The organism is Bradyrhizobium sp. SRL28 (assembly GCF_018596315.1).
Classification (GTDB): Bacteria; Pseudomonadota; Alphaproteobacteria; order Rhizobiales; family Xanthobacteraceae; genus Bradyrhizobium.
The window spans coordinates 22,813-36,993 of the sequence record NZ_JAHEAG010000048.1 but is presented as its reverse complement, the minus strand read 5'-3'; the positions used below and the strand labels follow the sequence as shown (position 1 = coordinate 36,993).

Sequence of the window (14,181 nt, the reverse complement as noted above, 5' to 3'; positions counted from 1 at the left end):
ACCCTAAGCGGACATTCGCAGTCCAAATTCACCCGAGGTAGCCGGAGATGCCGTCCCACAATAATTTCAACGCCGTCACGACCAGCAATCCGTAGCAGGCCCGATAAAGCTGGTGCTGGTCCAGCCTGCCGTGAAGCCGCCAACCGAGCCATACGCCGGCAGGAATGGCGAGGAGGCAAATCGCCATCAATGTCCAGACGTTGCCGGTCGGTTTTACCAGCAGCAGCCAAGGGACCGCCTTGGTCGCGTTGCCGATGGTGAAGAACAGGCTCGTCGTTCCCGCGTAGATTTCCTTGCTGAGCCCGAGCGGCAGCAGATACATCGCAAGCGGTGGTCCGCCCGAATGCGCCACCATGGTGGTAATGCCGGAGGTCAATCCGGCGGCAAGCGCTTTTGGCCTGGATCGCTGCTGTATGGCAATCTTTCCGCCTCCGGCAAACCACAGGCCGACAAAGATCAGCGTGACGACCGCCATCACAATCGCGATGGCGCGGTGGTCGAGGAAACGGAACACGAGGTAGCCTAGTCCGATACCGACCACCAATCCCGGTAACAGCAGCACAAGGTCAGGCTTCGACCAGGTCGAGGGTTTCCAATAGCGCAGCGCGAACAGATCCATTGCGATGAACAACGGCGCGAGAAGGCCGCCGGCGGTCACCGGGTCCATCACGATCGACAACAGCGGAATGCCGATGATGGAGAATCCGCCGCCGAACGCGCCCTTCATGAAGCAGATCAGGAATACGCCGGCAAAAGCGATTAAGACCGTGGTGACCGTCAACTCCATGCATCCGTCTCCACTCAATGGCCGCCGCCCGCTACCACGCTCTTCGGCTTGCCGGTCAGCAGGATGGCGATGCCGGCCAGCACCAGCACGATGCCAATCACCGCAAAGGCGTCGCTGAATCCCAGCACTAGCGCCTGCTGCTTCACGGCGTTGCCGAGCGCCACAATCGCCTGATGGCGGGCGCAGGCCGGATCAGGCATGCCGTGCGCCATGAAGTACTCCGTCATCGACGCGATACGGTCGCGCACCACGTCGCGACCGAGATCGACGGATTGGCCGATGATGTTGGAATGAAACTGCTCGCGCTTGGTGACGATGGTAGCGAGCATGGCCGTGCCGATGGCGCCACCAAGGTTTCGCATCATGTTGGAGATGCCGGAAGCGGCCGCGGCATCCTGCGGCGCGACGCTGCCGAGCGAAATCGCGCTCAAGGGCGTCAGCATGAGTGCCTGACCGACGGCGCGGACGATGTTCGGAATGAAGAACTGGTCGCCGGAATAATTCAGCGACATCGTCGTGTTCATGAATGATGAGAAGGCGAAGATGCTCATGCCGGCAAACGCGATGTAGCGGATGTCGAAGCGCTGCATCAGTTTTGGCACCAGCGGGATCAGCAAGAGTTGCGGCAGGCCGGTCCAGGCCAGCACGGTTCCGATCTGTTCGGCATTGTATCGCTGCACCTGACCAAGATAGGCCGGCAGCAGATAGACCGATCCGAACAGCGCGAAGCCCACGAAGACGGCGGAAATTGTGCCGATCCCAAAGCTGCGCTGCGTCAATAGCCGCAAACGCACCAATGGCTTCTCCACGATCAATTCGTTGGCCACGAATAGCGCCAGGCTGACCGCGGCGAGGATCGCCAGCTTCACGATGAAGGGCGAGCCAAACCAGTCGTTCTTGTTGCCTTCCTCCAGCACCGCCTGCAGGGCCGACAGGCCGACCGCCATAGTGGCGATGCCGAACCAGTCTCCCTCGCGCAGAAGGCCCAGGTTCAGCGGCTGGCGCTCGAGCGTGAAGTAAAGCGTCGTGACCATCACCGCGGTCGGCACGACGTTGACGAAGAAGATGGTCTGCCAGCCGTAATTCTCGGTGAGATAGCCGCCGATGGTGGGGCCGATCGCGGGGGCAAAGGTCACCGCCAGCGAGAACATCGCAAGGCCGATAGGCTGCTGCCGCTGCGGCAGCTTGGTGAAGACGAGCGTGAACGCCATCGGGATCAGTACGCCGCCAAAAAAACCCTGGAGAGCGCGCATGGCGATCATCGACGGCAGATCGTGCGTGAAGGCGCAGGCAACCGAGAAGGCGGCGAACAGGCTCGCAAAGCTCAGCATGATGTTGCGGAAGGAGAACACCCGGCTCAGATAGTCGGTCAGCGGGATCACCACGATCTCGCCGATCAGATAGGAGGTGGAGATCCAGGAGCCGTTGTCGACGCCGGTGCCGATCCCGCCCTCGATGTTGAGCAGCGAGGCGTTGGTGATCTGGATATTCAGGATGGCCATGAACGCGCCGATCATGGCGGCGAGGATCGTAATCCACACGGTGAGGCTGGCGCGATCGGGTTGAGCGGCCGGCAGGGTTGCGGGGCGAATCGCGCGTGGCGTCGGTGCGGCGCTGGTGAGGGCGAGGTCGGACATGGCATCACCTCTTCAATGCAAGCTGCGCCAATGCGGGTTCGGAATGCGACTGCTGCGGGGCGGCCGCCGTCGTCCCCTTGGTCTGAATGCTCGGGGTCACCGACATGCCGGGCCGCAGGTCGACATTGAAACTGTCCAGGGCGATCTTGACGGGGATGCGTTGCACCACTTTGGTGAAATTGCCGGTGGCGTTGTCGGGCGGCAGCAGCGCGAATTCCTGGCCGCTGGCGGGGGCAAGGCTGTCGACATGGCCGTGCACCGTCTTGCCTGGGAACATGTCGATTTCGATATCGACCGCCTGGCCCGGGCGCACATCGCTGAGCTGAGTTTCCTTGTAATTCGCGACGACGTAGGCGCCGCGTGACGGCACCAGCGACATCAACTGTGTGCCGGCCTGAACGAACTGACCGACTCGCAAAGTGCGATTTCCGGCCACCCCGTCGATCGGCGCGGTGATGGTAGTATATGAAAGATTGAGCTCGGCCTGCCGTTCCAGAGCATCGGCCTTCGCGGCAGCCGCGACGGCTTGTGCGAGCTCGGCCTTCAGCAGTTCGACCTGTTTTTGCGCAGACGTAAGATTCGCCTTGTCGCGCTCGATGGTGGCCAACGCACTGGTATCGCGTGCTTGCGCATTCTGCGCATTCTGTACGCTGCCATAGCCGGTCGCGGAGAGATCAGTGTAGCGCTTGTTCTCCTGCGCGGTGAAAACCTGTGCTGCGGTGTCCACATCCAACGTCGCCCTGGCCGAAGCGATCATGGCCTGCTGCACGTCGAGTTGCGCGTGCTTGCTTTCGATGACGGCCTGCGCCGCGGCGACATCGGCCCTGGCCTGATCGAGCGCGACCTTGAAGTCACGGTCGTCGATCCGCGCCAGCACCTGGCCGGCCTTCACATGCTGGTTATCGCCGACGAGAACTTGATTGAGGTAACCGGAGACTTTCGGGGCAATCGTCGTGTTGTCGGCTTTCACATAGGCGTCATCGGTCGAGACCAGAAAGCGACCCACCGTCCAGTAATCCCAACCATACCAGGATGCGGTGGCGAGCAGCGCGGCGGCGGCTCCCACCAGCAAGGCACGACGGATACGATCCTTTTTCGCGGGCTTTTGCAGGGGGATCGCGATTTCGACCGCGGAATCGGCCGCCGGAACCAGTTCGTGGGCGGACTCGGCCGGAAGCTGCGGGACAGTCTGGAGAGAGGTGGATTGGGTGCTCATGGCGCCCTCCGTTTATTTTGGAAACTTGATATTTTCCAAAATAGGGCCCATATTGCTTCTGTCAATGGAATGACAGTCATCAGTTAAAGGCATGGCTCGTTATGGCGATCACGAAGGCGAGAGGCTCGGTGGGAGAAGCGCGGCGCGGCCGCGGCCGGCCGCAGGCGCGGTCGGACGAGGAGACGCACGCCGTCATCCTCGACGCGGCGCGGCATGAATTCGCCTCAAGCGGCTATGCGGCCACCAATATGGAAAGTGTGGCGCGGCGCGCAGGCATTTCCACCAAGACGCTGTACCGACTGATCCCGAACAAGGCGGCGCTGTTCGAGGCCATGATCACGGACCGGATCGACCGCTTCGCATCCGTTGTTCGGCTCAAGGCATGCGACGGCAGCGATATCGAAGCGGCACTGCGCGAAGCTCTGATCGCCTGCGGCGAGCTGATTCTGGACAAGGAAGTCATCGCGCTTCAGGGCATGATCCTCAGCGAGAACGAGCAATTCCCCCAGATCGCGGAGACGTTCTATCAAAAGGCAATGCGGCGCACCGAGAGCACGCTGGCGAATTGGTTGAAGGCCCAGGCCGAACGCGGCCTGATCGAGATCGACAATGCCACTGAGGCCGCCGGCATGCTGCTCGGCATGTTCGTCTTCCAGCCGCAGCGCGCCGTAATGTTCGGTCGCGCGCTCGTGCCGGGCCGCAAGGAATTGGAGCGGCGTGCTCAGGCTGCTGCCTCCCTGTTCCTGAGGGGGTGCGCGCGCTAGGTCGCTGCAGGCGGTCCGAACCAGGTGTTTAACGCGTCAGCAAGCCCCGGCTCGGTCACATCGCCCACCCAGGCCACATATCCGTCGGGCCTAATCAACACGGCAGCGGGAGCAGGGACTGCGCCGAGCACCGGAAGCTCCCACGTCCCAGCGTATCGGGCGTCGACCAGTTTGACCCGATCCGCCCATGGCGTGATGTCGAAGCCGCCGGGCTCAGCGAGGTTGAGCAGCACCGGGCGGGCATCGTGCAGCAGGGTGAAGACCCGCAGCGGGCCATCGGCGGTGAGCAGGTCGAGATCGGGCATGCGGCGTCCGAGCAGCTTGTGTCCCTCGCCGAGATCGTAGTGGATGTCCAGACCGGACAGCATCGCGGCAAAGCGTCTGCGCGGCTCGGCCATGCCGAGGAGCTCGGACATGGTGTCGCCCAGGGCCTTGGTGCGGTCGTCCGTACGACGCAGCGCGACCTGCGCCATCGTGTTGTGCAGCACGCGGGCAGCTACGGGAAAGCGCTCGGCGTGATAGGTATCGAGGAGGCTTTCCGGCGATGTCCGCTTGACCACCTGGGCCAGCTTCCATCCCAGGTTCACCGCATCCTGCACACCGGTGTTGAGGCCCTGTCCACCCACCGGCGGATGCACATGTGCGGCGTCGCCGGCCAGCAGGACGCGTCGCTCGCGGTAGGCCGCGGCCTGGCGGGTCATGTCGGTGAAGCGCGAGATCCAGGTGGGACTGTGGATCCCGTAGTCGGTCCCGTAAACGGCGACGAGCGCCTCGCTGACATCGCGCAGTGTGGGTTCGCTGTCGAGCCGCAACTGCGGCTCGGTCAGCACGATACGGGCCGACCCGCCATTCTCCACCTTGCCGATCCCATGGATGCCGCGCGCATCCTGGTGAAAGCCCCACTTCGGCTCCTCGGCCGTCTCGGCTTCGGCGATCAGCCAGCTCGTCGTCGGATCCCACCCGGGGAACGCGATGCCGGCCGCCTTGCGAACGAGGCTGCGGCCGCCGTCGCAGCCGACGAGATACGCCGCCCGGAGCGACTGACCGTCGGAGAGCGCGACGTCGACGCCGGTGTCGTCCTGCGCGATATCAGTCACTTCACGTCCGCGATAGATCGTTACTGCCAGCTCGCCGACCCACTCGGCCAGGATGCGCTCGATATGGTTCTGCCACAGCCCGAGAACGTAGTTGTGCCGGGTGGGAGCGTCGCTGATGTCCAAAGGTATGTGGAAGTGCACGACCGGAAACACCTGTCCCTGCGAGAGGAACCGACCGGCGATCCCGCGCTGATCGAGGACCTCGATGGCGCGTGCGTGCAGACCGCCTGCGCGCGAGCCGGTGAGGTCCTGGCTGACGCGCCGCTCGACGATGGCAACGTCGACACCCGCCAACGCCAGCTCGCCCGCCAACATCAGCCCGGTCGGACCTCCTCCGGCGATCACCACTGCATGGTTGGTCTTCGCCGCTTCAGTCGTTTCTGCGCCGGTGGCCAACCCGGCCGCGTGCGAACCGCTCGTCGACAACAATGCACTCATTTCGTCACCCCGCAGGTTGTGGCTTCGGTCGGCGTTTCTACGGGATGAGGCGGGTCTTGAAGCAAGCCCGTTGCGCGCTACATATTAGAGTGGGAAGACTGGTATTCTGCTTTCCGGTTATTTCCGCGATGGAGCGGAGAGTTACGGAAACAGTTTTGTGATGCGCACCGTCCGCCGACCATTCAGGATTGATGGGTTCACGCCAGGAGCTGCCGGAGCTCGCTCGGCAAATCCATCGCGCGCATCGTGGCGGTGCCGAATGCGCAGAGGGTCTCGGCGCTCTCTTTTTTCGAAAACACCTCGACGGTCGCAACGCCGATCGAGCCCGACATCTTCAGCGTCCTGGCGCGGGCGATGAGTTCGTTGCCGTCGGCGGGGCTGAGGAAGTTGACCTTGATCTCGACGGTGACGCCGATCTTGCCTTTGGGGAGGGCCGAAGTGATAGCGATTCCGGCGGCGTGATCGGCCAGGGCCGAGATGATGCCGCCGTGAAAATGGCCAAAGAACTGCAGGAGGTCGTCGCGGCGCGCCAGAGCGATCTCGGCATGTCCCGGCTTGATGGCGACGATGCGGAAACCCGCCGCGCCCATGAAGCCCTTGGCGTTGATCGCCTCCGCGAGCTCGGGCGGATTGAGGTCGCTGCTGCTCACGCGGGAATGCGGACCGGCAGCTGCTCGATGCCGCGCACGAAGCTGGAATAGACCCGCTTCGGTTCGCCGACCACTTCGATGCGGTCGAATCGCCTGAGCATTTCCTGCCACACGATCTTCAGCTGCAGCTCGGCGAGCCGCATGCCGACGCAGCGGTGAATGCCGAAGCCGAACGACAGATGGGTGCGCGGGCGGGCGCGGTCGATGATGAATTCGTCGGGCTTCTCGATGCCTTCCTCGTCGCGGTTGCCCGAGACGTACCACATCACGACGCGGTCGCCCTTCTTGATCTTCTTGCCGCCGATCTCGGTGTCGACCAAAGCGGTGCGGCGCATGTGGGCGAGCGGCGTCTGCCAGCGGATCACTTCCGGCACCATGGAATCGATCAGCACGGGGTTTTCGCGCAGCTTCTGGTACTGGTCCGGGTGCTCGTTCAGTGCCAGCACCGAGCCGCTCATGGTGTTGCGCGTGGTGTCGTTGCCGCCGACGATCAACAGGATGATGTTGCCCATCAGATTGTCGGGATCCATGTGCCGCGTCGCGTCGCTATGCGCCATCATCGACAGCAAATCGTTGCGCGGCGGCGCGTTGACGCGCTCGTTCCAGAGTATTGAGAAATAGGCGGCGCACTCGTCCATTTCCTGGCGGCGCTGTTCGGGCGAGTCGACCACGCCGCTCTTGGGCAGCGCGGTGGAGACGTCGGACCAGCGCGTCAGCTTGCGGCGCTCTTCCCAGGGGAAGTCGAACAGCGTCGCCAGCATTTGCGTGGTCAGCTCGATCGATACCCGCTCGACGAAATTGAAAGTCTCGTTGCGCGGCAGATTGTCGAGCACGGTGGCGGAGCGCTGGCGGATCAGCTTGGCGAGTTCGTCCAGATGCGTCGGCGTGAACATCGGCGAGACGGTCTTGCGCTGCGCAGAGTGCCGCGGCTGGTCCATCGCGATGAAGCTCGGATAGTCATAGCCGGGCGGCACGTCGCGGATCGAGATGCCGCCGAGCGTGACGTCGGAGGAGAAGATGCCGTGGTTGGTGTCGACATGCATGATGTCGTTGTATTTGGTCACCGACCAATAGGGCTCGATCGGGGAGTTGGTGCAGTAATGCACCGGCTCTTCCTTGCGCAGCCGCTCGAACCATGGCCACAGGGTATCGTTCTGGAACAGCTTCGGCGCACCGGGATGAAAGTCCTTCAGCGGCGTCGAATAGGCCTCTTCGCGCGCGGCGCGCAGCAGCTCTTTCTTGTCGGCTCTGACTGATGTCTGGACGTTCATTTTTCGATCATCCCAGGTGGGCAGGGGGCCTAAATGCCCGGAGGTCAGCCGGCGATGCGGACTGGCAGGGTTTCGTAACCTTTGACAAAACTCGAATACACCCGCTTGGGTTCGGCGACCATCTCAATATTCTCGAAGCGCTTGAGAATTTCTTCCCATATAATCTTTAGTTGTAGCTCGGCCAGCCGGATTCCGACGCAACGGTGGATGCCGAAACCGAAGGAAACGTGGGTACGTGGCCGGGCGCGGTCAATGATGAAGTCGTAGGGACGTTCGATCACATCCTCGTCACGGTTGCCCGAAACGTACCACATCACGACCTTGTCGCCCTTTTTGATCTGCTTGCCGCGGAACTCGATGTCTTCGAGCGCGGTACGGCGCATATGCGCCAGCGGCGTCTGCCAGCGGATCACCTCGGGGACGAAACTGTCGATCAGATCAGGGTTTTCTCGCAGCTTGCGGTATTGGTCCGGATTCTTGTTCAGCGCATAGACGCTGCCCGATAGCGTGTTGCGGGTGGTGTCGTTGCCGCCGACGATCAGCAGGATCAAATTGCCGAGAAAGTTCTTGGGGTCCATGTCGCGGGTGGCATCGCTATGCGCCATCATTGACAAGAGGTCGCTCTTCGGCGGCTGGCTGATGCGCTCCTTCCAGAGGCGGGCGAAATAGGCCGCGCATTCCATCAGCTCGGCCTGGCGCTCTTCCTCGGTCGCGACGAGGCCGCCAGGGCCGGGAAGGGTGGTCGCAACATCCGACCAGCGCGTCAGCTTGCGGCGGTCTTCCCAGGGGAAATCGAACAGCACGGCGAGCATCTGCGTGGTGAGCTCGATCGAGACCTGATCGACCCAGTCGAACACGTCGTTCTTCGGCAGGTTGTCGAGGCATTCGGCGGAGCGCTTGCGGATGTTGATCGCGAGTTGATCGAGATGCGTCGGCGTGAACATTGGCGCCACGGTCTTGCGCTGCGCGGAGTGGCGCGGCTGATCCATGGCGATGAAGCTTTCGCGGCGCAGATCAGGCGGGACGTCGCGAATAGTTATACCGCCAAGCGAAGCCGCCGACGAGAACACCGCGTGATTGGTCTCGATGTCCATGATGTCGTTGTATTTGGTCACCGACCAATACGGCCCAAACATGCTGTCCTTGCAGTAATGCACCGGCTCTTCCCGGCGCAGGCGGTCGAAATACGGCCAGAACGAATCGGTCGTGAACAGTTCGGGATGGCTGACGTCGAAATCACCGAGCGGAATCGACTGAGCCCTGTCGCGCGCGGCGCGCAGATGAGAATCTCCGGCGAGATCGACGGTTCCGTGCATGAGCACCTCCCTGATTGTTCCCCACCGAAGCATGCCGGAGGGCCGATGTTTTACCCTATTACATCCCGAGCCGTGCGCCGGCGCAAGGACGAGTTGGATACTTTTGGCCGCATCCCCGGGGCTGGCCTTTGGACAAAACGGGCGCATTTCGCCGCGTGACAAGGGCATTTCCGCGGACTAAGCCTGTTTGAAACAACGTTTAATTCGCCGGGAGGCGACCATGATCCCCAACGCCCATCGGATGTTCAACTTCGATCTCGGCGAGACCGCGGATGCTATCCGCGAGACGGTGCATGCGTTTTCGCAGAACGAAATCGCGCCGCGCGCCGCCGAAATCGACCGCAGCAATCAGTTTCCGCGCGACCTCTGGCCAAAAATAGGATCACTCGGCCTGCACGGCATCACCGTCGAGGAGGAATATGGCGGCACCGGTCTCGGTTATCTCGAGCACTGCATTGCGGTCGAGGAAATGTCGCGGGCGTCGGCCGCGGTGGGCCTGTCCTACGGCGCGCATTCCAACCTCTGCGTCAACCAGATCCGCCGCAACGGCAACGAAGCGCAGAAGCGGAAATATCTGCCAAAATTGATCTCGGGCGAGCATGTCGGCTCCTTGGCGATGTCGGAGCCCGGTGCCGGAAGCGACGTGGTGTCGATGAAGACCCGCGCCGACAAAAAGGGCGACCGCTTTGTGCTGAACGGCAACAAGATGTGGATCACCAACGGCCCGGAGGCGGATACGCTGGTGGTCTATGCCAAGACCGACCTCAACGCCGGTCCGCGCGGCATGACCGCCTTCATCATCGAAAAGGGCATGAAGGGATTTTCCACCGCGCAGAAACTCGACAAGCTCGGCATGCGTGGCTCCGACACCTGCGAACTGGTGTTCGAGGATTGCGAGGTGCCGGAAGAAAACGTGCTGAGCGAGGTCGGCCGCGGCGTCAATGTGTTGATGTCCGGCCTCGACTACGAGCGCGCGGTGCTGGCGGCGGGGCCGATCGGCATCATGCAGGCCTGCATGGACGTGGTGCTGCCTTACGTCCACGAGCGCAAGCAGTTCGGCGAGCCGATCGGCACCTTCCAATTGGTGCAGGGCAAGATCGCCGACATGTACACCACCATGAACGCCTCGCGGGCCTATGTGTATGCGGTGGCGAAAGCCTGCGACCGCGGCGAGACCACGCGCGAGGACGCGGCAGGCGCGATTCTCTACGCGGCGGAAAAAGCCACCCAATGCGCACTCGACGCCATCCAGTTGCTCGGTGGTAACGGCTACATCAACGACTACCCGACCGGGCGCCTGCTGCGCGACGCCAAGCTCTATGAAATCGGCGCCGGCACCAGCGAAATCCGCCGTATGCTGATTGGGCGGGAGTTGTTCGAAAAATCGGCCTAGAGCTTCGGTTCTGATTGAATCAGAGCCGAAGCTCTGGATTCTTGTTGGCGCGTTTTCTACCGCAGATAGGTCTACGCAATCTGCGCAAGCAAGTTCGAGGACATGCTTCGCTCGAAAACGCTACGGGTGTGGGACCTGGGTCACACAATGGCCGACAAATTCGTGGTTTGATCCGCCGCCCTCGCGTTGGAGTTGAACCATGAATGAGATGAGCTGGCCCCCGCAGGTGCCGCCACCGCCGCCTTCGTCCGTGCCGCCGCCGATGCCGGTGGCGTTTTCCGGCAAACGAGGCGAATTCTTTGAACTGGCCAAGCGCGGCGCCGCGCTGGAGCTCGTCACCCTCGGCTTCTATCGATTCTGGCTGCTCACCGACATCCGCCGCCATCTCTGGTCCAACACATTGGTCGATGGCGATGCGGCCGAGTATACCGGACGCGGCAAGGAGTTGCTGATCGGATTTCTGGTCGCGCTCGCGATCCTGGTGCCGATCTATCTCGGTTATTTTCTCATCGGTCTCGAGGCCGAGCATTATCAGGCGTTCGCCAGCATTCCCCTGATCGCTTTCTTCTATCTGTTCGGGCAGTTCGCGATTTTTCGCGCGCGGCGCTATCGGATGACGCGTACGGTGTGGCGCGGCGTGCGCTTCTGGATGACCGGTTCGGGCTGGATCTATGCGCTGCAGGCGTCGCTGTGGGGCCTGCTGATGATCCTCACGCTCGGCCTGGTGCTGCCATGGCGGGCCGCGGCGCTCGAACGCTACAAGATGCGCCATTCCCATTACGGCGACCTGCAGGGCAGTTTTGAGGGGCGCGGCTGGGAGTTCTTCAAGCGCGGCTGGTGGCTGTGGCTGCTCACGCCGATCGCACTCTATATAATTCCGATCGCCCCCTTCGTTTACGCCGGCTACAAGGCCATCGAATGGCGCTGGTGGCTGTCCGGCGTCCGGTTCGGCGGCGTGCGACTGGAATCGTCGTTGCCGAAGAGCGCATTGATCGGGCTGTACTGGAAAGTGATCGGCTGGATGACCCTGCTCGGGCTTGTCTTCGCGGTCTATCTGGCCCTGTGCGCGGTGCTGGTCGCCAGCATGAGCGGCGAGGGATTGACGGAGTTTTTCAAGACGCCGGAATTGATGAGGAGCATTCCGCTGCTGGTGCTGTTAGGTCTCGGCTATCTGGTATTCGCGCTGGCGCTGAACGTCGTGATCCGGGTCTATCTGACGCGCGATCTCTGGGTGATCGTGCTGGGCTCGGTCAATATCAGCGGTATCGAGGCCGCCGCCAACGTTGCCGCGCGGGGCGATTTGGCCAACGCACTCGGTGAAGGGTTTGCTGACGGTCTCGATGTCGGCGGATTCTAGGCGTAGAGCGTGACGACCATGGATAGCGACGCGCCGGAGATTTCGAAGACACCGCCAGCCAATGCGGCGGCCTATTTCGACGGGACGTCGAGCCGGCGTCGTGCGGTGACGCTTCATTTCTCCGACCGGCTCGAAATCGTCGAAGGTGAACAGACGCTGGCGGTGTGGGACTATGCCGACATCCGCCGCGCCGACAGCCCTTCGGGCATGCTGCGCCTCGGCTGCCTGACCGCGCCTGCGCTGGCGCGGCTGGAGGTTCGCGACAACGCGGTTGCGACCGAGCTGGTCTCACGCTGCGCCAACTTGGATGAAAACACGCCCGGCCGCCGCGGCGTTGCCGTCATTGTCGGCTGGTCGATCGCGGCCGCGGTCTCGATCGTTGCCGTGGTGCTGTTCGGACTTCCGCTGATCGCCGATCGCCTCGCGCCGCTGGTGCCCGAAGCGTTCGAACGGCGGCTCGGCGACGTCGCCGACAGCCAGATCAAGACGATGTTCGATGCCAAGGTTTGCGACAACGCCGCCGGGCAGAAGGCCTTCGTCAAGCTCGTCACTTCAATTCGCGAATCTGCCGGCATGGACACCTCGGTGCAATCGGGCGTGCTGTCGAGTTCTTTACCCAACGCCTTCGCGCTGCCGGGCGGCAGGGTCTATCTGTTCAACGGATTGCTGGCGAAGGCCGAGAATGCCGACGAAATCGCGGGCGTGCTGGCCCATGAACTCGGCCATCTCAAGCATCGCGACAGCATGCGCGGGCTGATCCGCGACGGCAGCACGTCGTTCCTGATCGGGCTGCTGTTCGGCGACATCACCGGCTCCAGCGCGCTGATCTTCGGCTCGCGCACGCTGGTGACGTCGTCCCATTCGCGCGAGGCCGAGACCAATGCCGACGGTTTTGCCATCGACGTCATGCACCGGCTGGGCCGGCCGGCGAAGCCGACCGGGGAATTGCTGCTTCGGGTCACCGGAAAGGAGAGCAAGGGCCTCTCCATCATCTCCACCCATCCCCTCAGCGAGGACCGGCTGACGCGGATGAGCCGGGAGGACCGGTCAGCCAGCGGGCCGCCGCTGCTGACGTCAGAGGAATGGCGTGCGTTGAAATCGATCTGCGATGGCAAGCCTGACTCAGCCAAAAAGCCTGACTCGGCCAAAAAGCCTGACCCGGCCAAAATTTGAGCCGATCAGCTATCTCCGGGCGCTTTTCCGCGACCGCGCCGCTTCGATCGGCGCTGGCGCTGCGCTGCCCGGCTTTAATTCCCATACGGCCTGCATGGCCGCGAACGCCTGCGAGATGATCGGCTCATGGCGCCGCGACGTCAGGCAGGCGAAACTGAGGTCGCAGGTCAGCGCCACCTTGTCGGCAATCACGAAATTCCGTTTACGCGTGATGCGGTCGAGCACGCAGTCGCGGGCGAGGCTGAGGCCGTTGCCGGCTTCGACGAACTCGATCATGGCGTCTTCCTGTTCGGCGAACGCAATGCGCTTCGGCAGTGACCCCATTGGCCGGAAGACGTCGTCGAGCAGCCTCCGATGCGCCGAGGCATGCGGCGTTGCAATCCAGGGCAGGTCGGCGAGATCGGCCCAATCCTTTCCCAGCACCTTGTCGCTCCATTCGCGAGGGGCGATCACGCGGTAGTCGTAGCGCATCAGGGCCGTGAGCCGGAACTTTCCATCGTCGATGGTGCGTTCGGGCAGCATCCCCGACGCAAGGCATTCGGGGGGCGTGGCAACGACATAGTATCCGACGTCGAGTTCGCCTTTGCCGATCTGCGCCAGCACATCGTCGCTCAGGCCGTAGCGGAGGAAGACTTCGGTCTTCTTCGAGGAAGTGGCGAGGCTGCGCACAAACGGTCCCAGCCGGATCGACTCGGGATCCAGGATCGTGCCGACACGCAGCGTTGCCCGCAGCGATTCCCGCAAGGAGTCTGCCGCCGTCCTGAAATCCGCCGAAGCCGATACCGTCCGGTGCGCCAGCGGCAGCAAGGCGGCGCCCGCTTCGGTCAGGGTAAAGCCGCCCGGCGTGCGGTTGAAGAGCTGTAGGCCGGTGCTTTCCTCGAGGCCCTTCAATTGCAAGCTGACGGCGGGCTGGGTCAGATGCAGCAAGGTGGCCGCGCGCGAAACCGTGCCTTCGCGGGCGACGGTGATGAAGCAGCGTAAGGCCTGGATACGCGGCAGGTCGTTCATTTGGAAAACTTATAGCAAGCGCCCATGAGTCCTATTAGACAGGATTTGCTCTTGGAAGTCACAATCTTTCGTAG

General features: G+C 62.7%; 12 protein-coding genes. 4 read left to right on the top strand and 8 right to left on the bottom strand.

Going from position 1 to position 14,181, the window contains the following annotated elements; translation table 11 throughout:
• Nucleotides 1-28 precede the first annotated feature (28 nt).
• The 3 genes from KIP88_RS39900 to KIP88_RS39890 are packed head-to-tail and all read right to left on the bottom strand — an operon-like array spanning nt 29 to nt 3,640.
• Nucleotides 29-787, bottom strand: coding sequence for a sulfite exporter TauE/SafE family protein (locus KIP88_RS39900; protein WP_214493608.1), 759 nt, complete (start codon nt 785-787; stop codon nt 29-31).
• Nucleotides 788-801: 14 nt separating this feature from the next.
• On the bottom strand, nt 802-2,424 hold the full coding sequence (locus tag KIP88_RS39895) for an MDR family MFS transporter (RefSeq protein ID WP_214493607.1): 1,623 nt from the start codon (nt 2,422-2,424) through the stop codon (nt 802-804).
• A gap of 4 nt (nt 2,425-2,428) precedes the next feature.
• On the bottom strand, nt 2,429-3,640 hold the full coding sequence (locus KIP88_RS39890) for an HlyD family secretion protein (protein ID WP_214493606.1): 1,212 nt from the start codon (nt 3,638-3,640) through the stop codon (nt 2,429-2,431).
• 101 nt (nt 3,641-3,741) lie between these two features.
• On the opposite strand from KIP88_RS39890, the gene KIP88_RS39885 reads away from it, so the two are divergent.
• Nucleotides 3,742-4,404 carry a TetR/AcrR family transcriptional regulator gene (locus tag KIP88_RS39885; protein WP_214493605.1) on the top strand — a complete coding sequence of 221 codons (663 nt, stop codon included), beginning with the start codon at nt 3,742-3,744 and terminating at the stop codon, nt 4,402-4,404.
• Here KIP88_RS39885 and KIP88_RS39880 read toward each other — a convergent pair.
• The 4 genes from KIP88_RS39880 to KIP88_RS39865 form a co-directional block, all read right to left on the bottom strand.
• The gene (locus KIP88_RS39880; RefSeq protein WP_214493604.1) at nt 4,401-5,939 is read right to left on the bottom strand and encodes an FAD-dependent monooxygenase; all 1,539 of its coding nucleotides are present in this window, start codon (nt 5,937-5,939) and stop codon (nt 4,401-4,403) included. The genes KIP88_RS39885 and KIP88_RS39880 overlap by 4 nt on opposite strands.
• Before the next feature lie 197 nt (nt 5,940-6,136).
• Entirely contained in the window at nt 6,137-6,589 is a 453-nt protein-coding gene (locus KIP88_RS39875; RefSeq protein WP_214493603.1) for a PaaI family thioesterase, read from the bottom strand.
• Nucleotides 6,586-7,860, bottom strand: coding sequence for a cytochrome P450 (locus KIP88_RS39870; RefSeq protein WP_214493602.1), 1,275 nt, complete (start codon nt 7,858-7,860; stop codon nt 6,586-6,588). Before KIP88_RS39870 ends, KIP88_RS39875 begins: the two co-directional genes overlap by 4 nt.
• Before the next feature lie 44 nt (nt 7,861-7,904).
• The gene (locus tag KIP88_RS39865; protein WP_214493601.1) at nt 7,905-9,176 is read right to left on the bottom strand and encodes a cytochrome P450; all 1,272 of its coding nucleotides are present in this window, start codon (nt 9,174-9,176) and stop codon (nt 7,905-7,907) included.
• 220 nt (nt 9,177-9,396) lie between these two features.
• On the opposite strand from KIP88_RS39865, the gene KIP88_RS39860 reads away from it, so the two are divergent.
• The 3 genes from KIP88_RS39860 to KIP88_RS39850 all read left to right on the top strand — a co-directional run bounded on the left by KIP88_RS39860 (nt 9,397) and on the right by KIP88_RS39850 (nt 13,099).
• On the top strand, nt 9,397-10,569 hold the full coding sequence (locus KIP88_RS39860; RefSeq protein WP_214493600.1) for an isovaleryl-CoA dehydrogenase: 1,173 nt from the start codon (nt 9,397-9,399) through the stop codon (nt 10,567-10,569).
• Nucleotides 10,570-10,768: 199 nt separating this feature from the next.
• Nucleotides 10,769-11,926 carry a DUF898 family protein gene (locus KIP88_RS39855; protein WP_214493599.1) on the top strand — a complete coding sequence of 386 codons (1,158 nt, stop codon included), beginning with the start codon at nt 10,769-10,771 and terminating at the stop codon, nt 11,924-11,926.
• An 18-nt stretch (nt 11,927-11,944) separates the two neighbouring features.
• A complete protein-coding gene (locus tag KIP88_RS39850) occupies nt 11,945-13,099 on the top strand; it encodes a M48 family metallopeptidase (protein ID WP_214493613.1) in 1,155 nt (384 codons plus the stop codon).
• 9 nt (nt 13,100-13,108) lie between these two features.
• Here the strand turns inward: KIP88_RS39850 and KIP88_RS39845 are convergent, their stop codons facing one another.
• Nucleotides 13,109-14,107 (bottom strand): LysR family transcriptional regulator, encoded by a 999-nt coding sequence (locus tag KIP88_RS39845; protein ID WP_214493598.1) that lies wholly within the window; start codon nt 14,105-14,107, stop codon nt 13,109-13,111.
• Between the last annotated feature and the right edge of the window lie 74 nt (nt 14,108-14,181).